We start from the raw sequence: 22,007 nt of genomic DNA on the forward strand, positions 1-22,007 counted from the left end.
TAAATCAATAACGATAATGGGCAAAGGCTTTGTTGGCCTCAGCCATTTTGTGGGTTTCTTCCCGTTTCCGAATCGTGCTTCCGGTTTCGTTGGCGGCATCCATAACTTCATTGGCTAACTTATTGACCATAGAGCGGCCAGAGCGTTTCCGGGAAAATTGAACTAACCAGCGTAGGGCTAGGGCTGTTCCCCGATCTTGGCGGACTTCCATCGGGACTTGATAGGTGGCTCCACCCACTCGGCGGGCTTTGACTTCAACCAAGGGGGTCGCATTCTTGATGGCTTTTTCAAAGATTTGCAGGGCCTCTTGTCCAGTCCGTTCCTCAACGGTTTTCATGGCATCATAGACAATCCGGCCGGCGATAGACTTTTTGCCACTCAGCATAATGCGTTGAATCAGCATACTGATTAGGCGGCTGTTATAGACCGGATCGGGGGCCGTGGGACGTTTGGTGGCGCGGGTACGACGGGACATAGTGGTTAAAACTCTAGTTGCACTGCAATAAACGTACTAAAAATTATTTCTTACCTTTTGTGGGAGTGGCGGCTCCGGGCTTAGGTTGTTTGGCTCCATATTTGGAACGACCTTGCTTGCGGTCTTTAACTCCGGCGGTATCAAGCGTACCCCGGATAATGTGGTAGCGAACCCCTGGTAAGTCTTTGACCCGGCCACCTCGAATCATCACAACGGAATGTTCTTGGAGGTTGTGACCAATACCCGGAATGTAGGCAGTGACTTCAAACCCAGAAGTTAAGCGTACCCGAGCTACTTTCCGCAGGGCCGAGTTGGGCTTTTTGGGGGTAGTGGTATAAACACGGGTGCAAACGCCGCGCCGTTGGGGGCAGCTTTTTAGGGCTGGGGACTTAGTTTTCTTTTTTAGAAGTTCACGCTCTTGGCGGATTAACTGCTGAATAGTGGGCATTGGGTATGATAATTCCGTGATGCAAATATTTCACCGACCTCTTAGTGTAGCGAGTTTGGGGGGGCGGTGTCAAACTATTGGCAGAATTTCTTGGGCAGTTGGGGTTAAAGCTGGCGATCAAGTCCTGACAATGGGCTGTGATGATTTTCAAAGTTTTGGGCGGAGATTGGGGAGAAAAGTCTAAAATTAATGTGGTAGAAAATTTGTTTGAGACTAATATTTTATTAACCATTGCCCCCTATCTTAGGGGTTTATTGCGTTTGTATGGTTTTTTACGGCAGCTTTAGTGACTTTTAATGTCCCAGTATCGTCCATTGGGCCTGGTGGGGCAGGGGCAGTATGGTCAGGTGTATTTAGCCTATAGTCCATTGCAGCGGGGCCTGGTGGCATTGAAGGCATTGCATCCACAACGGTTTCCGACCCGGAATTTTTTGCGAGAACTCCGGTTTTTGCTGGGCTTTAATCATCCCCAAGTGGTGCGCTGTCATACCTTGGATTATTGGCAGGGGCGGCGTTGTTTGGTCATGGACTATGGGGAAGGGGGAACCCTGCGGGGATTATTGGAGCAAGAGCGGCATTTACCTCTGTTATTGGCGTTGGAGTTAACGGCGGAGGTTTTGGCTGGATTGCAATATATTCATGGACAGGGAATTATCCACTGTGATATTAAGCCAGAGAACATCTTACTACGGTTAACGCGCCAGGCCTGGCGGGCCCAGATTTCGGATTTGGGGGTAGCCCGGATTGAGGCGGAGGTGGAAAGTGCTGGGCATACGGGTTCTCCGGCCTATATGGCTCCGGAGCGGTTTTATGGAAAATATTCACCCACCTCTGATTTGTATGCTGTCGGAATTTTGTTGTTTGAGATGATGACTGGGGAGCGACCCTTTCGAGGGACTCCGGTAGAGTTGATGAGTGCCCATTTAAGCCAATCCCCAGAAATTTCCCCAGGCCTGCCATTTCTAGTCCAAACTCTTCTGCGTAAAGCCTTAAGTAAATTGCCTCAAAAACGCTATCAAACTGCCGCTGAAATGTCTCGGGCCGTGAAGTTAGCCCATGATGTTTTGTTGGCTGAGGGAAAGCAATTTTATCCCTTGTTTCCAAAATCAGCCACTTGGTTCCAGGCCTGGCAATCCCGGACTACTTATCCTCTTGATCACCCTTTAACAGAGCTAATTGCTGTGGAAGAGGCCGCCTATGGAATTTGTGACCACCAGATTTTCCAGTTCTCAGTTGATGGCAGTCCCAGAAGCAGCATGGCGATCCAGGCCCCGGCGAAGAAACTCTACGCCAGCCAGGTTAACTACTATTACCGGGATGCTGTAGGTCATCTTTATCTGGGAGAGCAATCAGCTTCCGCTTTGATTCCACTGGGACATCCTGAACATCATGAGAATTATGTCTTGGGGATTGAAGCCCAGGGAAAATGGCTTGTCCAGGCCCCAGCGGACTTATCTCAGCCCCTAGAGATCATGCATTGGCCCAGAGGGACAGTTTATACCTGTGCATTACTGAATCCTGAGTTGAGTCGTTTACAACATTTAATTTCGGTGAACGCTCGCTATGGCCTGGCTGTGGTGGGCGTTAGTAAGGGGCAACAAACCCAACTCCATCTCTTTAATCGCCGTGGACAAGCCCTTCTGATGACTGGATTACCCTTTCGGATCAGGCAGGTAACCCAGTCCCGCAGAGATCCTTGGCAATTTTTGGCTTTAACCCCTGACCAACCCCAGGCTCTAATTCTGCTGCGGCTCAAACCTTGGCAAGTTCAACGGCTGACCTTAAGCTTCTCTCCCCGGTGGATAACCGCAACCCCCTGGGGCTATGCCGTAGCGGATCAGGAGCGAGTTGTCGGTCTTTCGGAAACTGGGGAGTTGTTGGGAGGAATTGCGGTCAAAGACGAACTGACAGGAATAGCCCTGGGTGGGGATAGGGGCTTGTGGTTAGCTAGTTGGGATGGAGAAAAGGGCAAGCTGGAGTGGGTCGAGTTTAGTGCCATGGGCCTGGATTTAATCTTTTAGAAATTGCTAGGGCCTCTCATCAATGAGCAGGGTTGACAAAATTAACAAAAAGCAGAGACGAAAGCTAGGCAACCGAGCATTTCCTAACCTCCCAATCAGGGCTATGGCTGGGTCAGGCTAATCCTTAGTCATCTTCGTAGTCGTCCTCATCTCCATCCTCTTCGTACTCATCGTCATCAGATTCTGCGCTATCAGAGGGTAAAAGACGACCAGCCAATTGATCATCAATCAACAGGTTGGCATCATCTAAAAGAGGATAGGTGGGCGGTTCCGGGAGGAGAGTTTCCAGTTCATCTTCATCAGAACTGGCCAGGGTATAGGGGCGATTTTTCCGCTCTTCTACTAAGCGATTGACATCGTCCTCATAGTCCCGATCCAGATCGACACCAAAAGTATCCTCGTAGATGTTGAACCCGGTTCCGGCTGGAATCAACCGCCCAATAATCACGTTTTCCTTCAAGCCCCGCAGCCAATCAGATTTCCCTTCAATTGCCGCTTCCGTGAGAACGCGAGTGGTTTCTTGGAAACTAGCAGCGGAGATAAAGCTATCGGTATTGAGGGAGGCTTTAGTAATCCCCAAAAGGATGGGGGTGTATTGGGCCGGTGCGCCGCCAGTGACAGACATGGGAATATTAGATTCCTCGGCCTGGCGTAAATCCATCATTTCACCGGGTAAGGAAACCGTATCCCCCCCATCGTCAATCCTGACCTTAGAAGTCATTTGGCGCACGACCACCTCAATGTGTTTGTCGGAAATCTCAATCCCTTGGGTTAAGTAGACCGACTGAACTTCATTGACTAAAAAGGTTTGTACCCTTTGCAGGGCCGCTTGGGCCGCATCTAAAAGCGTAATTTCTTGATCATCTAGCTTATTGAGATCTGCTTTTAACTGCTCATGACCTTGGGGACCCTTGTAGTACTCAAAGTAAATACTCAAGATGTCATGGGGGTCACTGGGGCCGTCTGTGAGGGGATCACCCACATCAACGGTCTGACCATCAGCAACAATCGCACTCTGACCTGGCATGACTGGGTAATCTTGAATTGTGCCATCCCCTTCATCCACTTTGATTTCGACACTGTCATCATCGTTGTAAATGACCCGGCAAATTCCCGGCCGGATGGCTAAGGCACATTTTTCCTTGGGATGCCGCCCTTCTAAAAGTTCTTCAATCCGGGGGAGCCCTTGGATGATGTCTCCGGTTTTGGCCCGCTCAAACACTAACAGAGCTAAGTTGTCCCCCCGTTGCACCAAATCCCCATCATCAATTTGCAGGACTGCACCAGGGGAAACCAGGTAGGGACGGGCGATGCGCAGGATTACTTCCCCCCCCTTAACCGCAATCACTTCCCCCGTTTCAGGGGCGATTACTCCGATAGCCACGTCTTCCCCAGCCCGGAGCAAATCACCCACGGCCACGGTTGGTTCCCCTTTGATGGGAATTGCCAGACGATCGGCTTCTGTGATAACTAGGATGCGGCGGACTAATTCACCACTGCGGAGAATACCCTGAACCTCGCCCCCTTGCTTAGCCCTGATTTCAGTCCGGGCTACAACGGCACCCGGTTTGATTTCTTCACCGTCCTGAACAAGGATGCTGGTGTGGGTACTTCCTTGGGTCTGATCGGCGGCCATATCCCGGCGAATCACCAGAGATTCCAAAATGACTAATTGTAGCCGTTGAATGTCGGAATCACTCTGGTCGTTGACCACTTCAATATCCGCAGCCAGTTGTGGGGCCTCTGTGCCAATTTCCAAGATTAATTGAGTTCGGAGTAAATCTACCCCCTCCACTGACCGTACCCGTTCATCATGTTTGAATGGTAACCGTTGCACAGCCCGCAAGCGAATCAATTGCCCAGAGGCATCACTGGACTCTTGGCTAGGAATCGAAGGCTCATCTGGAACGGCATATTCAACCACTGGCCGCAACAAGAGGGCCGGGCCGTCTGGGCCATCTTCCAGAAACTCTTGATAGCGCAATTCTGTGACCTCCAGACCAGGCATGACTTCTTGGCCAGGCTGAGTCAGACTGCCGCTTTGGGTCCGCGCCACTTCTGGGTCGTCAATAAGATGGAGATCACCGGGTTTGATGATAATTTCCCGGAGAATGTCATTTTTCTGGACAACTTCGACAACGCCGCTACTTTGACAGAAGATATCTTTAACAACCTCAGTCCCGGCTTCGACAAACTGGCCGTCTTCCACTAGAAGGAGGGAAATATCTTTATTAACCTCATGGGTTTCTTCCGGAATCCAGAGCAATGTGCCGCCTTGGATGACTTCAAAGCCCTGTTTAGCCTTGCCTTTTTTAGAAACCTCTACGCCCGCATACTTGAGGATGCCTCCGGTTTGTGTCCGGTAGTGATCATCAATCAGTTCGGCCACCACTTGGCTGTTGATCACCTTAGTTCCAGGGGCAGCGGTGATGGAAAACTTTTGACCGGCCTGGGTTTCCAGGACATAATGCTCGCGCCCCTGATAGGTTTCTTTGATCACTTGGGCTTTGTCAAGTAGTACAGAAGCGGTAATGATTTCAACTTCCCGCCCCCCTTTGCCTTCTGTTTGTTCGGGTAAACGCACGACCCCGCCATGCTCGGTAACAATCCGGGTTTCCGCTAAGACCGAATCCGCCTCAATGCGATCACCGTTGTTGACATCGGGAATTGCCCCTGGCGGTAAGTTATAGACCTCCCCAGACAGTACCCAAATTAATCCCCCCTTGGGAGCAACCCGGGTCATGATGCCTTGGCGATCTCGTTTTTCTTCAGGTTCCAAGTTAACGAATTTCACCTGACCCGCTAGATCGGAGGCGACATCCTTCGTGACCTTTTCCGTTGATTTACGGGTAGTACGACCGGCCTGAGCGACTTCTGCTAAAAGTTGACCAACTTTAACTTTTGCTCCATCTTTGGCCAACAGAATTGAGCCTTGGATGACTTCATATTCCTGCTGGGTCTTGTCTCCGGTCAGCAGTAATGTACCGTTGGTTTCAACCAAAAAGGCATCATCTCCGTGGCGTGTCCGAAACGGCCGGGCCCGCAAACCCGCTTTATATTTAACTGTGCCGACAAAGGGGGCGCGCTCTTGACGAGCAACTTCTCCGGTAAACACCCCGCCTGTGTGGAATGTCCGCATTGTTAGCTGGGTTCCCGGTTCACCAATGGACTGGGCCGCAATAATTCCAACGGCTTCCCCCATATCCACCAGTTGAGCATGGGCCAAGCTCCAGCCATAGCACTTCTGACAGACGGAACGGGCGGCATCACAGGTTAAGGGGGAGCGAACTACCACTTCTTCCACGCCAGCGGCTGCAATTTGTTGGGCGATTTCAGCTGAGACGGGTTGATTTTTCTCGACTATCACGGCCTGGGTACGCGGATCAATCACATCTACTAAGGGCATCCGGCCCAAGAGTCGATCTTCGAGCTTGAGAACTTTGTCCCCAACGGTCATACTGCGTAGGGGTAAACCGCGCTGCGTGCCACAGTCCTCTTCTCGAATAATCACATCCTGGGAAACATCCACTAATCGCCGGGTTAGGTAGCCAGAGTCGGCTGTCCGTAAAGCTGTATCGACCAGCCCCTTGCGTGCTCCATAGGAGGAAATGATATATTCCGTAACCGTCAGTCCTTCTCGGAAGTTGGTCTTAATCGGTAAGTCAATAATTTCCCCTTGGGGATTGGCCATCAAACCCCGCATTCCCACCAACTGCCGTACCTGGGATAAATTCCCCCTCGCCCCAGAGAAGGCCATCATGTAAACGGAATTCAGAACATCAGTTTCTTGGAAGTGTTTGACGACTTCGTTCTTGAGTTCCTCGTTGGTGGTATTCCAGGTGTCAATTACCTTTTGGAATCGCTCGACCTCCGTAATTTCACCCCGGGAGTAACGCTCTTGGGCAGATTTAATTTCCTTCTCAGCAGATTGGAGAAGTTCCTGTTTTTTGGGCGGAACTAACAAATCATCCACACTGATGGAAACCCCGGCTCGGGTCGCATAGCGAAAGCCCAGGTCTTTGATTTTGTCAGCCATTTCGGCTGTCCGGGCGGTGCCACAGTGGCTAAAGGCCCAGGAAATCAGATTGCGGAGGCCTTTTTTATCAATGATTTTGTTGAAGAAAACAGGTTTGGTTTGGGCAGTCGGGCTGGTCATGCAACATCTCCAAGTAATCGCGGATTTAGCTGGCAAGGCTTTCTTGAATGGTTTGGTTGTAAATAATTCGGCCGGGGGTTGTCCGAATATATTGGGTAATTAGATTTCCGGCGGCATCTAAACGGCGTTTCCGCAGCTGATAGGTTTCTAGGGTTGTGCCATCGGATTGCGTCACAATTTCTGGTTGGGAGCGATCACCATCCTCCACCGGCCCGTCAAAGCGAACCCAGACATAGGCATGGAGATCGAGTTGCTGCTCCTGGTAGGCCATGACCACGTCATTAAAGTTAGCAAAGTAGCGATCTTCCGCCACCAGTTTCGGATTTTCGGCCGTGAGGTAATAGCAACCCAAAACCATATCTTGGCTGGGAGTAACGATGGGTTTACCTGTAGCTGGAGAAAGAATGTTATTAGAAGCCAACATCAACAACCGGGCCTCGGCCTGGGCTTCGATGGAGAGGGGCACGTGTACTGCCATTTGGTCCCCATCAAAGTCAGCATTAAAGGCTGGACACACCAGAGGATGTAGTTGAATCGCCCGCCCTTCGACGAGGATCGGCTCAAAGGCCTGGATGCCTAAACGGTGTAAGGTTGGAGCCCGGTTGAGCATAACGGGATGCCCATCAATCACATCTTCCAGCACGTCCCAAATAACCGGATCATTCCGCAGGATCAGGCGTTTGGCTGCTTTGATATTATTGACAATCCCTTGGCGAATCAGACGGTGAATCACGAAGGGTTGGAATAACTCAATCGCCATTTCCCGCGGTAAGCCGCATTGGTGCATTTTTAGCTTGGGGCCAACCACAATCACGGAACGACCCGAATAGTCCACCCGTTTACCCAGAAGGTTTTGCCGGAATCGGCCTTGTTTCCCTTCGATAATGTCCGAAAGAGACTTTAAGGGCCGATTATTAGCACCGACAACTGTGCGACCACGACGGCCGTTATCCACAAGGGCATCAACAGCTTCCTGGAGCATCCGTTTTTCATTGCGGACGATAATCTCAGGCGCAAGGATTTCCTGTAAGCGGGCCAAACGGTTATTGCGGTTGATGACTCGCCGATAGAGATCGTTTAAGTCAGAGGTCGCAAACCGGCCGCCATCTAGTTGCACCATTGGGCGTAGGTCTGGAGGAATAACAGGAATCACTTCCAAAACCATCCAATCCGGCCGACTGCCTGTGGCAATGAAGTTATCAATCACCCGTAAGCGCTTGATCAACTTAGCTCGCTTTTGCCCCTTGGATGCTGCAATTTCTTCCCGGAGTTGTTCCGCTTCGGTGGGCAAATCCAAGTCTTGAAGTAGCCGTTGAATCGCCTCAGCCCCAATCCCGACTTCAATGTCAACGAGTTGGGAATCTTCACTGTAAATTTGCTCCTCGATTTCTTGCCACTGCTCTTCTGTGAGAAGTTGCTTGTAGCTTAGGCCATCGTGATTACCTGGGTTGAGAACCACATAGGAGTTGAAGTAAACAATTTGTTCAACATCCCGCAGTGGAATATCCAACAGAATCGCCATGTAGCTTGGAATCCCTTTGAGATACCAAACATGGGTGACTGGGGCCGCCAACTTGATATAGCCCATCCGATGCCGCCGCACCCGCGATTCGGTCACTTCTACGCCGCACCGTTCACAGACAATACCCCGATGGCGAACCCGTTTATATTTGCCACAGTGACATTCCCAATCTTTGGCTGGACCAAAAATTCGCTCACAGAACAAACCATCCATTTCTGGCTTGAGAGTTCGGTAGTTAATGGTTTCGGGCTTGGTGACTTCCCCGACCACCTGGCCATTGGGTAAAGTCCGTTGTCCCCATTTGGTAATCCGATCCGGGGAGGCAAGGGCAACTTTTACATAGTCAAACCGTTGTTCCAGCCTAGGCATAGGGTCAAAAACCTCTTGGTTGCGAGTAATCAAGTGAATCTTCAGAAATCAAAATGGAATGTGTTGAGTCGGATGGCTAGCCAGAAAAGATATTAGACCTCGCTTTCATCTAAATCTTCGGCATTCAAGGACTCATAAGTTGGCCGTGCTGGGGCCCGACGTTGCATCACATCAGCCATGAGGTCGACTTCAGGATCAACTTTGACAGTGGTAAAGTCATCATCTCCAGCAGTCGCCACTTTCTTGACGGAAATATCCAAACAGAGGGATTGCAGTTCTCGCATTAGCACCTTGAAGGATTCCGGTGTCCCAGGCCTGGGGATAGATTGCCCCTTAACAATGGCATTGAGAGCCTCATTCCGCCCCTGCATATCGTCAGATTTAACGGTAAGCAGTTCTTGGAGAATATAGGCGGCCCCATAAGCTTCTAAGGCCCAGACTTCCATTTCTCCAAACCGCTGACCACCCTGCTGGGCTTTTCCGCCTAGAGGCTGCTGAGTCACCAAAGAGTAGGGGCCGGTAGAGCGAGCATGAATCTTGTCATCCACCAAGTGAACCAGTTTCAGCATATAGGCCATTCCAACCGTAATTGGTCGGTCAAAAGGTTCCCCCGTGCGGCCGTCAAAGACTTGGAGCTTACCGGGGTTTTCGGGATCAAAGACCCAATCATGACCCGTTGCTTCCCGGGCCTGGCGCAGTTTTTCGTGGACTGTTTCTCGAGACTTCTCCAGGCCATGCATTTCATCAAAAGGCGTAATCTTGAAGCGCATCCCCAGATTTTGGCCAGCCCAGCCCAAAAGACATTCGTAGACCTGGCCAACATTCATCCGGGAGGGGACACCCAGAGGATTGAGGACAATGTCAACGGGCGTGCCATCGGGTAAAAAGGGCATATCCTCAGCCGGGAGAATCCGGGAAATAATTCCCTTATTCCCATGCCGCCCGGCCATTTTATCGCCGACTTGGATTTTCCGTTTTTGAGCCACATAAACCCGCACGACCATATTGGCCCCCGGTGGTAACTCATCCCCTTGTTCACGGGTAAAGACCCGCACATCCACGACCCGACCCCGCTCACCGTTAGGAACTCGTAAGGAGTTATCCCGCACATCACGGGCTTTTTCCCCAAAGATGGCTCGCAAAAGTTTTTCTTCCGGTGGCTGATCAGACTCCCCTTTCGGGGTAACTTTCCCAACCAGAATATCACCGGACTCGACGTAAGCCCCCACACGGATAATGCCGGTCTCGTTGAGTTGTCGTAAAGAATCCTCAGAGACGTTGGGAACTTCTCGGGTAATTTCTTCCGGCCCGAGCTTGGTTTGGCGGGCTTCAATTTCGTACTTCTCGACGTGAATGGAGGTGTAGATATCCTCTTGGACCAACCGCTCGCTAATTAAAATTGCATCTTCATAGTTATAGCCTTCCCAGGGCATATAGGCGACCATGATATTTTGTCCAAGGGCCAGTTCACCCCCTTCAGTCGCTGAACCATCGGCAATCACCTGCCCGGCCTTCACCTGATCACCAGCAAACACCAGTGGGCGTTGATTCAGACAGGTATCTTGGTTGGAACGATGGTATTTTTGCAAATAGTAGCTAATTTCCTGGCCTTGGGGAGAGCGAACTTTAATCAAGTTGGCGGCCACATAGGTCACTTCCCCGTCAGTCCGACTAAGGATAACCATCCCAGAATCGCGGGCGGCCTGGGATTCAAGTCCAGTTCCCACGAGTGGTCGGGTCGAGCGTAACAGTGGCACGGCCTGGCGTTGCATGTTTGAACCCATCAGGGCCCGGTTCGCATCATCGTGTTCCAGGAATGGAATTAACGAAGTCGCCACAGAAATAATCTGAACCGGCGACACCGCCACGAAATCCACCTGATCCGGGGTTGTAGTCGTGAAATCTTGCCGATAACGGACGGGAACAACTTCACCGAGAATATAGCCCTGTTCATCCGTGGGAATATCACCCGGTGCAACCCGCTTATCATCTTCTTCATCGGCGGTCATGTAAAGCGGGGCCTGTTCTTTGAGAACTTTACCATCTTTGACTGGATAAAAAGGCGTTTCAATAAAGCCATACTCATTAACGCGGGCATGAGTTGCCAAGGAACCAATCAACCCGGCATTGGGCCCCTCTGGGGTTTCAATGGGACAAATTCGTCCATAGTGGCTGGGGTGAATATCCCGGACAGCAAACCCAGCCCGTTCCCGAGTCAAACCCCCAGGCCCTAAGGCACTTAAGCGGCGTTTATGGGTCAGTTCTGCCAAGGGATTCGTTTGATCCATGAATTGGGATAACTGGCTTGAGCCGAAAAATTCCTTAATCGCCGCAACTAAGGGTTTGGGGTTCACTAAGGAAGCTGGACTGAGGTTGTCCGTATCTGAAACGGTCATCCGTTCCCGAATAATCCGCTCAAGGCGATTGAGACCTACCCGGACTTGGTTCTGTAGCAATTCACCCACAGACCGTACCCGACGATTCCCCAAATGGTCAATGTCATCCACACTACCCAGATCAAATTCCAAGTTGATGAGGTAGTCAATGGCAGCGAGAATATCTTCTGGGGTTAAAACACGGGTGGTATCGGGAATCGTCAGTTGCAGCTTTTTATTGAGTTTGTAACGTCCTACCCGCCCCAGGTCATAGCGTTTGGGATCAAAGAACCGAGATTCTAAAAGTTGCTGCCCACCCGAAACCGTGGGAGGCTCACCCGGCCGTAGCTTCCGGTACAATTCTAAAAGAGCATCTTCTTCAGTAAACTTGCCTTCTTTCTCAATAGTTTTTTGATAGTACTCAGGGTGGCGCATCCGCTCCATAATCTCGCCATCACTGAGTCCCAAGGCCTTGAGAAGAACGTGGGCTGAGAGTTTCCGAGTCTTATCAATCCGAACCCAAATCAAATCATTTTTGTCGGTCTCAAACTTCAACCAGGCCCCGCGATTGGGAATCAAGCTGGCATTGTAACTGCGGCGACCATTTTTATCGGTTTCCGATTTGTAATAGACCCCAGGACTACGGACAATTTGGTTAACAATAACCCGTTCCGCCCCGTTGATAATGAAAGTCCCCCGGTCGGTCATCAAAGGCAGATCGCCAATAAAGACATCCTGATCAATGATGTTGCCGTTTTCCTTGTTAATCAGCCGAGTCGGAACATACATTTGCATTGAATAGGTGGCATCCCGCCGCTTGGCTTCATCTACCGAGTATTTCGGCTGCTTTAGCTTGTAATTCTGGGCGAGGAAATGGAGCTCAATTTTGCCGGTATAGTCAGTAATAGGTGAAAAGCTGGCTAATTCTTCAATCAATCCTTCTTCTAAAAACCAACGAAAACTGGCCCGCTGAATCTCGACAAGGTCTGGAAGAGTAAAAGCGGGTGGCGTGTAAATTTGATTACTAGCCATGAATATCCTCTAGAGGGGCACGCTATGTTGCGGATCTTGCATTGTACTCTAATCAGGATCCACAGGTCAATCATTATCCTATAAAGCAGGGATTGGATTGCACCTTGTCTAGGGTATCGCATTTTAGCAGATTTAGGCAAAACCTTTCCGAATTGCCAGGCCAGGCACAGATCGTAAATAATTGTAAAGTTACTTCTCAGGCAATCATGCAGGATAGTTTGTGAACGGAAAAGTTGTCGTGGTGGTGGGTGCAACTGGAGGCATTGGCCAGGCCTTGGTTCCAGAATTAGCCAAACTCGGGACAAAGCTGGTTCTCGCTAGTCGTAATCTTGACAAACTCACGAATTTAGAGATGGCCTTGCCCCCGCAAAGCCCGGTGTTAATTCAGCCCACAGACATTACCGACTACAGCCAAGTCCAAGCTCTGATGGCCGCCGCAAAGGCAGAATTTGGCAAAATTGATGTCTTAGTCAACGCGGCTGGAGCAGGAATTCTGAAGCAATACAACAAAATTGAACCGGCCGATCTTGATACGATGCTGGATTTGAACTTGAAAGGGAACTTCTACACCAGTCAACTTGCGGCAGAGGCGATGAAGGAAACGAAGGGCGGTCATATCTGTAATGTGATTGGGATTTTGGGCAAACACTCCATGGCCATGGGGTCAGCCTATTGCGCCTCGAAATTTGGGGCAGTGGGTTTTAGTAAATGTATGGCCGATGAACTGAAGCGATTTGGGATTAAATTTACCCTGTTTTATTTCGGTGGGATTGATTCACCCTTTTGGGATCAGGTCAGCTTGAAAGTGGATCGCAGCAAAATGTTAAGTCCAACCACTGCGGCCCAGAGCATTCTATTTGCCCTGCAAGCAGAACCCCAGGCCGTGCCCATGGAAATTAACATCCAACCTGAGAGTCATTTATTTTTCTAGGGGGCAATTATTCTCTTCACGGGATTGATAACTAAGTTCCAGGGTTAATCCCACCATAAGCCCACCCCCTTATTGATCTGTAAGGACTTGATTAGGAGTGTCATCCCAAACTCTTCATTGGTAAAATCAACCCCAGCAATCAACTCAGCTAACTCTGGGGACATATCTGCGGGGGCTAGGTCTTCTACGATGGAGTCAAAACAGCCAAAGTGTTGATCAATCACGTCCGGGCAAAACTCATAAATATCTGCGGCTAGGCTCTCTAGCTCCTCAGGCAAAGTCTGAAACATCACCGTGAGGGCATCATTTTCGACATCTTGAATCTCAACCCCATATTGCTCATCCCAGGCCTGGAGTTTGGCGACAATATCATCGGTTTCAAGGTCAAAATTGGGGGCTTCGGTCTGCTGTTCATAAAGTGGGGCAAACTTGGCTGGGGTGTGAGCAGTCGGCATAGGGCGATCTCGGTTGGGACTAGATCCAGAACTAGCTTTAAGGATGGCAGAATTCCTGAGCGGGGTCATCAATGTTAGGTAAGTATTCAGTTAAGTCAGTATTAAGTAAGTTTTCGGTTTTCGTTGCAATTGGTGAATTAGAACGGGGGTAGCGGAACATTGCTCTAGTTCCTGTTGTCACCTCTCAAAAGCGTCATTATCAAAGCTGTAGTCCATTCGCTACGGCATGAGTCCTTAGGCATCGTCAACTTTTTATTATTCTTGGTGAACTAATCCTATGCCCCCTGAGTCTGAACCTGGATCATCGGCCTTAGCTCCTGCCAAACCTGAAACAACTAAACCCTTTCCCCAGCTTTTTTGGGGCTTAGTGGCCATTGCTATTGCTCTAGGAACTGGATCACTCATCGGGGCGGGGGCGATTAAATCTTTGCGCAGTGGCGATACCTTGACGGTGATTGGTTCAGCAAAACGACCGATTCGGGCGGATCATGTGGTTTGGCGCAGTTCCGTCTCCAGTCAGCAGCCCACCCTAGCCCAGGCCTTCCAAGATGTCAAACGCTATAGTGAGCGCGTCCAGGCCTATTTCAAAGCCCAAACTATTCCCGCCGATGCCATTACCCTGAGTGCCGTGAGTACCGAGGCCATTCCGGAAATGGTCAATAATAATCCTACGGGTAGAACCTTAGCCTATCGCCTTGTCCAGAGTTTTGAAATTAGTTCGCCGGATGTGGATGGGATTGCCAAAATCTCCCGCTCTAGCACTGACTTGATTAATGAGGGAATTCCGTTTGTCTCCGATCCGCCCCAATATCTCTATACCAATCTCAGCAAATTGCGGGTCGAAATGATTACGGAAGCCACTAAGGATGCCAAGGAGCGGGCCGATGCCATTGCGGGGGTGACAGGGACTCGAGTGGGGCCAGTTCGGAGTGCCGAGACCGATGCGTTCCAAGTGACAGCCCGCTACTCCACAGATGTGAGTGGCAGTGGCTCCTATGATACCCAAACCATTGACAAGGACATTACGGCGGTGATTTCGGTAACCTTTCGGGTGGACTAGAACTCGGTGCTGGGAAATTGCCGGGTGGGTGATTGCGATAAAATTACGAATAATTAAGTCAGCCTGGAATTAAACTGCCCATGACTACCACGCCTAGCCCATCCCCAGAAATTCTGAGTTTACGACCAGATATGCAAGAGAACGTTGGAGCCGTTGGGGAGTTTATTCAGGAGACTTTAGCCTTAACCCGGCGGCTCTTTATTCAACTGCAGCGGCGGCCCTCAACCCTGATTGCGGGGATTATTCAACCCTTAATGTGGCTAATTCTGTTTGGAGCCTTATTCAAAAACGTTCCCCAAGGTCTATTCGGGGCCAGCCGTGACTATGGGCAATTCCTCTGCGCCGGGGTGATTGTCTTTACCGCCTTTAGTGGGGCCTTAAATGCGGGGTTGCCGGTGATGTTTGATCGGGAATTTGGCTTTTTGAATCGGCTCCTGGTTGCCCCCCTGGTCTCGCGCTTTTCCATTGTTCTCGCTTCAGCCCTGTTTATTACCACCCTGAGTGTCTTGCAGTCGGCGGCCATTGTCGGGACAGGGTATTTATTGGGAAGTGGTTTACCAAGTTGGTCTGGCCTGGGGGTTGTCATGCTAATCATTCTCTGTTTGGTGTTTGGGGTGACGGCCTTGAGCTTGGGGCTGACCTTTGCCTTGCCTGGGCATATTGAGCTTTTGGCCGTGATTTTTGTGATCAACCTGCCCCTGCTTTTTGCGAGTACGGCCCTTGTCCCCCTAGAGTTTATGCCCGGTTGGTTGCAAGTGGTGGCCAGTTTAAACCCCCTCAGTTTTGCCATTGAACCGATTCGGTATCTTTACCTCCACTCGGCCTGGACGTTTGGTGACGTTGTTATGGCGGCTGCTTGGGGACATATTACCCTCTGGCAATCTATGGTTGTGTTATTGGGGTTTGCTGGCCTGGTGGTGGTGAGTATTCAAGGCCTGTTACGGCGGACTCTATCTTAGAAATTAATTCACTTTGATAGTGTCTAAGTTTCCAGCTAAGTTGATCGGAGATGGAGGTGGCTGATCCAGGCCGGGAACCAGACATTGGGGTGTGGTGATAGCTGTTGTTGGGTCAAATCCGGGGCGTTGCAGGGTTAGGCTACCGTGATTGCAGATGCCCGTGTAGGAGACATTTTCTAAGTTGGGGCCATCGAGGCTGAGATTACCCCTGTTTTCAATCCCATTTAAGCTATTCACAATGCGCAGATTTTTAATGACACTGCCCTCGGACTGGTTGAAGATAGCCAAGTTGGTATTGGATACGAGAATATTTTCTAAGGTAGCGGCTCCCAGGAGTTGAATTAAGGGCATTGTATCCCCGCTGGCCAGCAAGCCATTTTCACTGCAATGGGCCAAGCTAAAGTCATCAACACCCACATTGCCCCGCATCTGCACATCGCGAATTTCTGGTTTGGCCACACCACTGACAAGGATGCAGCTATCTGCCATGGTGACGTGTTTGACTTGAATTTTCGGCGTGGGTAAGGGGCCGGCGGCTTTGATGGTGAGAAATCCCCGCGTAATGCTGACCTGTTCCACGGATACCTCGCCAGTCGCGTTTTCCTGGGGGCGAATTAGGATACCAGTTTCATTGAGGACAAGTTGCTCAACCCGACTGTTATGACTGAGTTGCAGGGATTGCTTGACGGTGGTGGCTGTTCCTTGTCCTTTCAGCGTGACCCCAGGAGGAATTAAAAGCGGTTCGGAGGTGTTGGCATCCCCGTAGGTTCCGGCGGCCAGTTGGATGATGAATTGAGCTTGGGGTTCCTTGGCCTGGGCGGCGGTGACGGCTGTTATGGCTTGGCTGAGGGTTGGAAAGGGGGCATTGGCGGTTCCGTCCGATTGATCAGTCCCATCGGCAGCAACATAAAAGGTGGGCGTGCTTGTGAGGGCCTGGAGGCGGTCGAGTAGGTTGGGGTTGGGCGGGGTATCAGCGGCCTGGGCAATGGCATTGAGATGAGGATTTGTATCTGGAGAAAGGCTGTCCTGGAACGGATTAGGCCACCACCGCTGGGCTACATCATGGAGATTATTGGCAAAAGCCATGATCACCACTGCCCCTGATAATCCGGCAAAGATAGCATTCCGAACTTGTTTAACTACCATAGACTCCTCACGTTGTCAGTTTGCCCGCCCTAGAACCTTGGACACTAACAGGGCTTTGACGTAGTCTGCGGTGAATCAGTTCCCCCAATGCGGAATCTAGGCAGTGGGATAAGCAATCACTATCCTGCCGGGTGTTGTGGATGGGTTATTCAGGTTTTAAGGACAAACAGCTCGGGCAATGTCTCCAGCAATTGTACCCGCGGGATAGCTCCGCGTCCCTGACCAAGACCAGTTGTAGAATTCACTTTTGACATCGTAGGGATTACAGGAGGCTGTGGCATCGTGCCAATATTCATCGCCAACCGTGGATAGCTTAAAGTTGACCTGTTTCACCCCTTGATTCCCAACATAGACACTTAAAGAATCCATATCCACGGTGTAAATGGTTCCCTTGCCGTTGTTGGCCACCCGCACTTCCCGTTCAGCCCAGGCCGGGAGAGCCGTCACTGCCACCGTCACAACCGGAAGTAAGACCAGAGTTTTAAATAAAAGTGATTTCATCCTGAAATATCCTAATGACATAGATGTAAGCCGATGACCAAATTAGCGGAATCCCACAGGCCCGGGGTATTTGGCGAATCAATCGGATTGATGGAAAATATTTTAGTGTGATTTTAGGCTGGCCTGGGAAATTGTTACCAGAAAGACCACTAGAAATTGAAGAAGATTTTAAAGCCTTGGGAAGCTAATGTTATGGGAATCCTGGCCCTAGGTTTAAAACTCTTGCACATATTTTCTCCAATTTATAAAAATCAGCCTGTCCCGTCAAAATATGGCTCCTCAATCAGAAATTACCCCTATGGGATTTAGAAAATCTATGGGGCTGTGTCTAAAATAGCTCTAAACTCTTATAGATAAAGTACCCTACAGCGTCAACCTAATCACCCCTAATGAAATTAGCGAATATCCTCAAAGACTCAAATTACAAGCTGTTGCAGTTTACGACCGCTGAGATTGAGCAGTTAGAGCAGAGCATTATTCTTAAAGAGGCTAAGAGTGGTGAAGCTCCCTATACCGATTGTTTAGTACGCAAAAAACAAATCAAACTTACGCCAGAAGAGGTGATTCGGCAACTTTATTTACGAGTCTTGACCGAACGTTTGAACTATCCTCTCAGCCGCATTCAGGTTGAGTATGGGGTCAACTTTGGAACAGAGGTGAAACGGGCAGACATTGTAGTAATGGATAAAGACCGACCCAATGCAGTGTACATGATTGTAGAGCTAAAGAAACCAAAACTTAAAGATGGCAAAGGACAGCTTCGCTCTTACTGTAATGCTACTGGGGCGCAGATTGCTGTTTGGACAAATGGGGCGCAGATTTCCTATTACCAGCGCAAGGATCCTAATTATTTTGAAGATATCCCTAAGTTACCAAATGCGAATGAAACCCTGGCTGATATTCTCAAAATCAAGTTCACGCTGGAAGATTTGATTGCTAATGACAAGTTAGTAAAGGAGAACAAATCTCTCAAGACTTTGATCGAAGAAATGGAAGATGAGGTGCTAGCCAATGCTGGGGTAGATGTTTTTGAGGAATTGTTTAAGCTGATTTTTACTAAACTCTATGATGAGTGGTTTGCTGGTCAAGGTAATCGTCGCTCTAGCCACTCGCTTGAGTTCCGCAATACCGGACAGACAGAAAGCGATCTATATACTAAGATTCAATCTCTTTTTGATAAAGCCAAGAAAAAATGGGAGGGTGTATTTAGCGAAGATACCAAGATTAGTCTGACGCGCTCTCATTTATCGGTATGTGTATCGTCTTTGGAAAACGTTAAGTTATTCAATTCCAATCTTGAAGTTATTGATGAAGCTTTTGAATATTTAATTAATAAGAGTAGTCGGGGTGAGAAAGGTCAGTTTTTTACACCTCGTTATGTCATTGATATGTGTGTGAGAATGCTCAATCCCCAAGAGGATGAGTACATCATTGATACAGCAGCAGGTTCGTCTGGATTTCCAGTTCATACAATCTTTTATGTCTGGCGACAGATTTTAGATGATGAGGGTTTAGAAGCAAGTCATTTATTTTCTTTGGAAGATAAGCCACCTCGGTGTAAAGAGTATGTAGAAGATAAGGTTTTTGCGATTGATTTTGATGAAAAGGCTGTGCGTGTGGCCCGGACGTTAAATCTAATTGCCGGAGATGGACAGACGAATGTGTTGCATTTGAATACGCTGGACTACGAACTGTGGGATGAAGTGACGGAGCAGGAGAATTGGGATGATGTTTACCATGAGGGTTTTAGGCGACTGAAGAAGCGACGACCCAAAGGCAGCAAGGACTATCGAGAGTTCCAGTTTGATGTGTTGATGGCGAATCCACCCTTTGCCGGAGATATTAAGGAACCGCGGATGATTGCCCGTTATGACTTGGCCAAAAAGGCAAATGGAAAATGGGAAACCAAGGTTGGGCGCGACATTTTATTTATTGAACGCAACCTGGACTTTCTGAAACCGGGGGGCAGAATGGCGATTGTGCTGCCTCAAGGACGGTTTAACAACTCTTCTGATAAAAACATTCGAGATTATATTGCAGCGCGCTGTCGAATTTTGGCGGTCGTAGGGCTACATAGCAACACGTTTAAACCGCACACAGGGACAAAGACTTCGGTGTTGTTTGTGCAGAAGTGGAATGATGACCCCAAAGCTGGCGCACTCTGTCCCCGAAAGGATGACTACAATATCTTTTTTGCGACAATGCGGAAGTCGGGCAAGGATAATTCCGGTGAAAAGATTTATGTCAAGAAGCCTGACGGTTCGGGGGATTTGCGGTTCGATGAACATAATCATTGGATTGTGGATCATGATTTGTTTAACCATGAGGGACTGACGGAAGACGGGATTGCCGAAGCCTTTATTGAGTTTGCCAAAAAGGAGAATCTCAGTTTTTTTGAACCCGGCCCATCTGTAACACCGTTTGATGCTGTGAGGTATCAGCAGTTAATGGATGGGCTTGAAGCAGTTGAGTTGAAATTTTCTGATGTATTAGAAGATAATGAATTGCTTAGAATTGACAGCGAGTATTTTAAGATTGAGTACCTAGAAAAATTAAGACAAATCAAAAGATTACCTTATCAAAAAATTGAAGAATTTGCATATGTAACTGATGGAATTCATGAATCAATTCAATTTGATGAAGATAGTTCAATCAATTTAATCTCTGCAAAATCTCCTAAGGAAAACATATTCGATCTATCAGGAAATGAATGTATATCTCATGAACAACATAAGAAAAATCCTCGTACCACACTCAAAGAAGGCGATGTAATTATTTCAACAGTTGGCACAATTGGTAACTGTGCAGTAGTAGATGAAACGATTCTTCCGGCAAATTCTGACAGGCACGTTGGAATTGTGCGCATAGAGAAGGATTATAAGTCGTATTTCTTGTCTACTTTTATTCTTTCTAAGTATGGAAAATTTCAGACTCTTAGAGAATCCACAGGAAATGTTCAACTCAATCTTTTTATATATAAAATAAAGTCCCTTAAAATTCCTCTTCTTTCTGAGAAGTTTCAAGAGACAGTTGAAGGATTGGTTCACTTTGCACACGCATCTTTAAGGCAATCGAAAAAAATATATCAACAAGCTGAGAATTTGCTGTTGTCGGAGCTTGGTTTGCAGGCCTGGCAGCCCACGGAAAAAACTGTTGCAGTCAAAAGTTTTTCTGAGTCGTTCCTATCTTCCGGTCGCTTCGATGCTGAGTATTACCAGCCTAAATACGATGAACTTTATGATCATCTAGAAACCTCTTGTTCAGAGAAAGGGTGGGAGCTAAAAAGGCTAGAAGATTTATCATCACTCTTCAAATACGGAACTTCTGAGCCATTTGAATATCTTGATCAAGGTTTACCTTTTCTGAGAATTGCTGATTTGCAGAAGTATCGCTTCAGTGAAAAAGACTTAAAATTTATTTCGCAAGAAGCCGCCAAGCAGCAACAAGCAAATGTCAAGACAGGTGATGTTCTAATCTCTCGAAGTGGAACACTGGGGCTTGCTGTCGTAATTCCCGAATACTTAAATAATGCTGTCTATGGAAGTTATTTTATTCTAACGAGACCCGATAAAACATCTATACTGCCAACCTATCTTGCCCTTTATATAAACTCATTGGTTGGTAAGCTGCAAACTGAGCAAGCGAATACAGGCGGGATTCAAACTAACTTAACAATTCCTGTGCTTGAATCTTTACTGATCGCATGCCCTCCGTTAGAAGTTCAGCAGAAGTTTGTTCATAAGGTTACTCAATCCTACGATACAGAAGACAAGTCCAAACAACTGCTAGAAATTGCTAAAACAGGAGTAGAACGGGCAATCGAAACAGATGAAGCAACGGCAAAAAATTGGATTAACCAGCAGCTAGAAGTCTTGGGGATAGAATTGACATGAAACTTAAAAATATTGAAATTCCTGTTGATCAAATTTCAGCACTCTGTCAACAATGGCATATTTCTAAACTTTCGTTATTTGGCTCAGTTTTGCGAGATGACTTTTCACCCACCAGTGACATCGATATTTTAGTTGAGTTTGAATCTGGCTTTACCCCTAGCTTCTTCAAGTTATATCAAATTCAAGAGGAACTTTCAGCTTTATTTGATAACCGACCCATTGATCTGATCACGACTAAATTTCTCAATCAACGAATTCGCGATCGCGTTTTAGCCACAGCTAAGGTTTTTTATGTCGCAACGTGATGACCTAGTTTATATTAGACACATGATCGATACTGCCAACAAAGCGATTGATTTTGTAGCAGGTTTAAGCCGAGAAGACTTTGATAATAATGAGCAACTGAGATTAGCAATCACTCATCTATTGCAAATTATTGGCGAAGCTGCTCGAAGAGTTTCTTTAGAGTTTCGAGATACTCATCCAGAAATTCCCTGGAAAGCAATCGTTGGAATGAGAAGTAAGGTCGTTCATGACTACTTAAACGTAGATGAAGATGTAGTTTGGAACACTGTAAAAAATGATCTTTCTCCCTTAGTTCTGGAACTAGAAAAACTTTTGCTCAAATTTTAAACAACTACTTGAAATTCATGAAACAGGAGTA

15 protein-coding genes are annotated in these 22,007 nt (G+C 48.3%); 7 read left to right on the forward strand and 8 right to left on the reverse strand.

What is annotated here, in order from left to right; all coding sequences use genetic code 11:
* Positions 1-4: 4 nt before the first annotated feature.
* Positions 5-475 carry a 30S ribosomal protein S7 gene (gene rpsG, locus SYN6312_RS06000; protein ID WP_015123966.1) on the reverse strand — a complete coding sequence of 157 codons (471 nt, stop codon included), beginning with the start codon at positions 473-475 and terminating at the stop codon, positions 5-7.
* Positions 476-518: 43 nt separating this feature from the next.
* A complete protein-coding gene (rpsL, locus tag SYN6312_RS06005; protein ID WP_015123967.1) occupies positions 519-923 on the reverse strand; it encodes a 30S ribosomal protein S12 in 405 nt (134 codons plus the stop codon).
* A gap of 296 nt (positions 924-1,219) precedes the next feature.
* Between rpsL and SYN6312_RS18780 the strand changes: the two genes are divergently transcribed.
* Positions 1,220-2,944 (forward strand): serine/threonine-protein kinase, encoded by a 1,725-nt coding sequence (locus tag SYN6312_RS18780; protein ID WP_015123969.1) that lies wholly within the window; start codon positions 1,220-1,222, stop codon positions 2,942-2,944.
* Positions 2,945-3,068: 124 nt separating this feature from the next.
* Here the strand turns inward: SYN6312_RS18780 and SYN6312_RS06015 are convergent, their stop codons facing one another.
* The 3 genes from SYN6312_RS06015 to rpoB all read right to left on the reverse strand — a co-directional run bounded on the left by SYN6312_RS06015 (position 3,069) and on the right by rpoB (position 12,398).
* Positions 3,069-7,100, reverse strand: coding sequence for a DNA-directed RNA polymerase subunit beta'' (locus tag SYN6312_RS06015; protein ID WP_015123970.1), 4,032 nt, complete (start codon positions 7,098-7,100; stop codon positions 3,069-3,071).
* Between the two features lie 25 nt (positions 7,101-7,125).
* On the reverse strand, positions 7,126-8,991 hold the full coding sequence (locus SYN6312_RS06020) for a DNA-directed RNA polymerase subunit gamma (RefSeq protein WP_015123971.1): 1,866 nt from the start codon (positions 8,989-8,991) through the stop codon (positions 7,126-7,128).
* A gap of 92 nt (positions 8,992-9,083) precedes the next feature.
* Positions 9,084-12,398 (reverse strand): DNA-directed RNA polymerase subunit beta, encoded by a 3,315-nt coding sequence (gene rpoB / locus SYN6312_RS06025; protein WP_015123972.1) that lies wholly within the window; start codon positions 12,396-12,398, stop codon positions 9,084-9,086.
* Between the two features lie 220 nt (positions 12,399-12,618).
* On the opposite strand from rpoB, the gene SYN6312_RS06030 reads away from it, so the two are divergent.
* Complete coding sequence (locus SYN6312_RS06030; RefSeq protein ID WP_015123973.1) at positions 12,619-13,329, forward strand: SDR family oxidoreductase; 711 nt, start codon at positions 12,619-12,621, stop codon at positions 13,327-13,329.
* A gap of 44 nt (positions 13,330-13,373) precedes the next feature.
* On the opposite strand, the gene SYN6312_RS06035 is transcribed toward SYN6312_RS06030, so the two are convergent.
* Complete coding sequence (locus SYN6312_RS06035; RefSeq protein ID WP_041430654.1) at positions 13,374-13,784, reverse strand: DUF4253 domain-containing protein; 411 nt, start codon at positions 13,782-13,784, stop codon at positions 13,374-13,376.
* Between the two features lie 277 nt (positions 13,785-14,061).
* Between SYN6312_RS06035 and SYN6312_RS06040 the strand changes: the two genes are divergently transcribed.
* Together SYN6312_RS06040 and SYN6312_RS06045 are read left to right on the forward strand one after the other, a co-directional pair.
* A complete protein-coding gene (locus SYN6312_RS06040; RefSeq protein ID WP_015123976.1) occupies positions 14,062-14,844 on the forward strand; it encodes an SIMPL domain-containing protein in 783 nt (260 codons plus the stop codon).
* A gap of 80 nt (positions 14,845-14,924) precedes the next feature.
* On the forward strand, positions 14,925-15,803 hold the full coding sequence (locus tag SYN6312_RS06045; RefSeq protein WP_015123977.1) for an ABC transporter permease: 879 nt from the start codon (positions 14,925-14,927) through the stop codon (positions 15,801-15,803).
* A gap of 3 nt (positions 15,804-15,806) precedes the next feature.
* On the opposite strand, the gene SYN6312_RS06050 is transcribed toward SYN6312_RS06045, so the two are convergent.
* Together SYN6312_RS06050 and SYN6312_RS06055 are read right to left on the reverse strand one after the other, a co-directional pair.
* Complete coding sequence (locus SYN6312_RS06050) at positions 15,807-16,949, reverse strand: DUF1565 domain-containing protein (RefSeq protein ID WP_015123978.1); 1,143 nt, start codon at positions 16,947-16,949, stop codon at positions 15,807-15,809.
* 156 nt (positions 16,950-17,105) lie between these two features.
* On the reverse strand, positions 17,106-17,450 hold the full coding sequence (locus SYN6312_RS06055; protein ID WP_015123979.1) for a hypothetical protein: 345 nt from the start codon (positions 17,448-17,450) through the stop codon (positions 17,106-17,108).
* Between the two features lie 389 nt (positions 17,451-17,839).
* Here SYN6312_RS06055 and SYN6312_RS06060 point away from each other — a divergent pair, with 389 nt between their 5' ends.
* The 3 genes from SYN6312_RS06060 to SYN6312_RS06070 are packed head-to-tail and all read left to right on the forward strand — an operon-like array spanning position 17,840 to position 21,976.
* Complete coding sequence (locus SYN6312_RS06060) at positions 17,840-21,343, forward strand: N-6 DNA methylase (protein WP_015123980.1); 3,504 nt, start codon at positions 17,840-17,842, stop codon at positions 21,341-21,343.
* On the forward strand, positions 21,340-21,648 hold the full coding sequence (locus SYN6312_RS06065; protein ID WP_015123981.1) for a nucleotidyltransferase family protein: 309 nt from the start codon (positions 21,340-21,342) through the stop codon (positions 21,646-21,648). The genes SYN6312_RS06060 and SYN6312_RS06065 overlap by 4 nt, the downstream gene beginning before the upstream one ends.
* Positions 21,635-21,976 (forward strand): DUF86 domain-containing protein, encoded by a 342-nt coding sequence (locus SYN6312_RS06070; protein ID WP_015123982.1) that lies wholly within the window; start codon positions 21,635-21,637, stop codon positions 21,974-21,976. Before SYN6312_RS06065 ends, SYN6312_RS06070 begins: the two co-directional genes overlap by 14 nt.
* Positions 21,977-22,007 lie beyond the last annotated feature (31 nt).

The organism is Synechococcus sp. PCC 6312 (assembly GCF_000316685.1).
Classification (GTDB): domain Bacteria; phylum Cyanobacteriota; class Cyanobacteriia; order Thermosynechococcales; family Thermosynechococcaceae; genus Pseudocalidococcus.

Bases quoted from the DNA above. Each gene is read 5' to 3' on its own strand.
- rpsG (WP_015123966.1), bottom strand. From the start codon at position 475: ATGTCCCGTCGTACCCGCGCCACCAAACGTCCCACGGCCCCCGATCCG.
- rpsL (WP_015123967.1), bottom strand. From the start codon at position 923: ATGCCCACTATTCAGCAGTTAATCCGCCAAGAGCGTGAACTTCTAAAA.
- SYN6312_RS18780 (WP_015123969.1), top strand. From the start codon at position 1,220: ATGTCCCAGTATCGTCCATTGGGCCTGGTGGGGCAGGGGCAGTATGGT.
- SYN6312_RS06015 (WP_015123970.1), bottom strand. From the start codon at position 7,100: ATGACCAGCCCGACTGCCCAAACCAAACCTGTTTTCTTCAACAAAATC.
- SYN6312_RS06020 (WP_015123971.1), bottom strand. From the start codon at position 8,991: ATGCCTAGGCTGGAACAACGGTTTGACTATGTAAAAGTTGCCCTTGCC.
- rpoB (WP_015123972.1), bottom strand. From the start codon at position 12,398: ATGGCTAGTAATCAAATTTACACGCCACCCGCTTTTACTCTTCCAGAC.
- SYN6312_RS06035 (WP_041430654.1), bottom strand. From the start codon at position 13,784: ATGCCGACTGCTCACACCCCAGCCAAGTTTGCCCCACTTTATGAACAG.
- SYN6312_RS06040 (WP_015123976.1), top strand. From the start codon at position 14,062: ATGCCCCCTGAGTCTGAACCTGGATCATCGGCCTTAGCTCCTGCCAAA.
- SYN6312_RS06045 (WP_015123977.1), top strand. From the start codon at position 14,925: ATGACTACCACGCCTAGCCCATCCCCAGAAATTCTGAGTTTACGACCA.
- SYN6312_RS06050 (WP_015123978.1), bottom strand. From the start codon at position 16,949: ATGGTAGTTAAACAAGTTCGGAATGCTATCTTTGCCGGATTATCAGGG.
- SYN6312_RS06055 (WP_015123979.1), bottom strand. From the start codon at position 17,450: ATGAAATCACTTTTATTTAAAACTCTGGTCTTACTTCCGGTTGTGACG.
- SYN6312_RS06060 (WP_015123980.1), top strand. From the start codon at position 17,840: ATGAAATTAGCGAATATCCTCAAAGACTCAAATTACAAGCTGTTGCAG.
- SYN6312_RS06065 (WP_015123981.1), top strand. From the start codon at position 21,340: ATGAAACTTAAAAATATTGAAATTCCTGTTGATCAAATTTCAGCACTC.
- SYN6312_RS06070 (WP_015123982.1), top strand. From the start codon at position 21,635: ATGTCGCAACGTGATGACCTAGTTTATATTAGACACATGATCGATACT.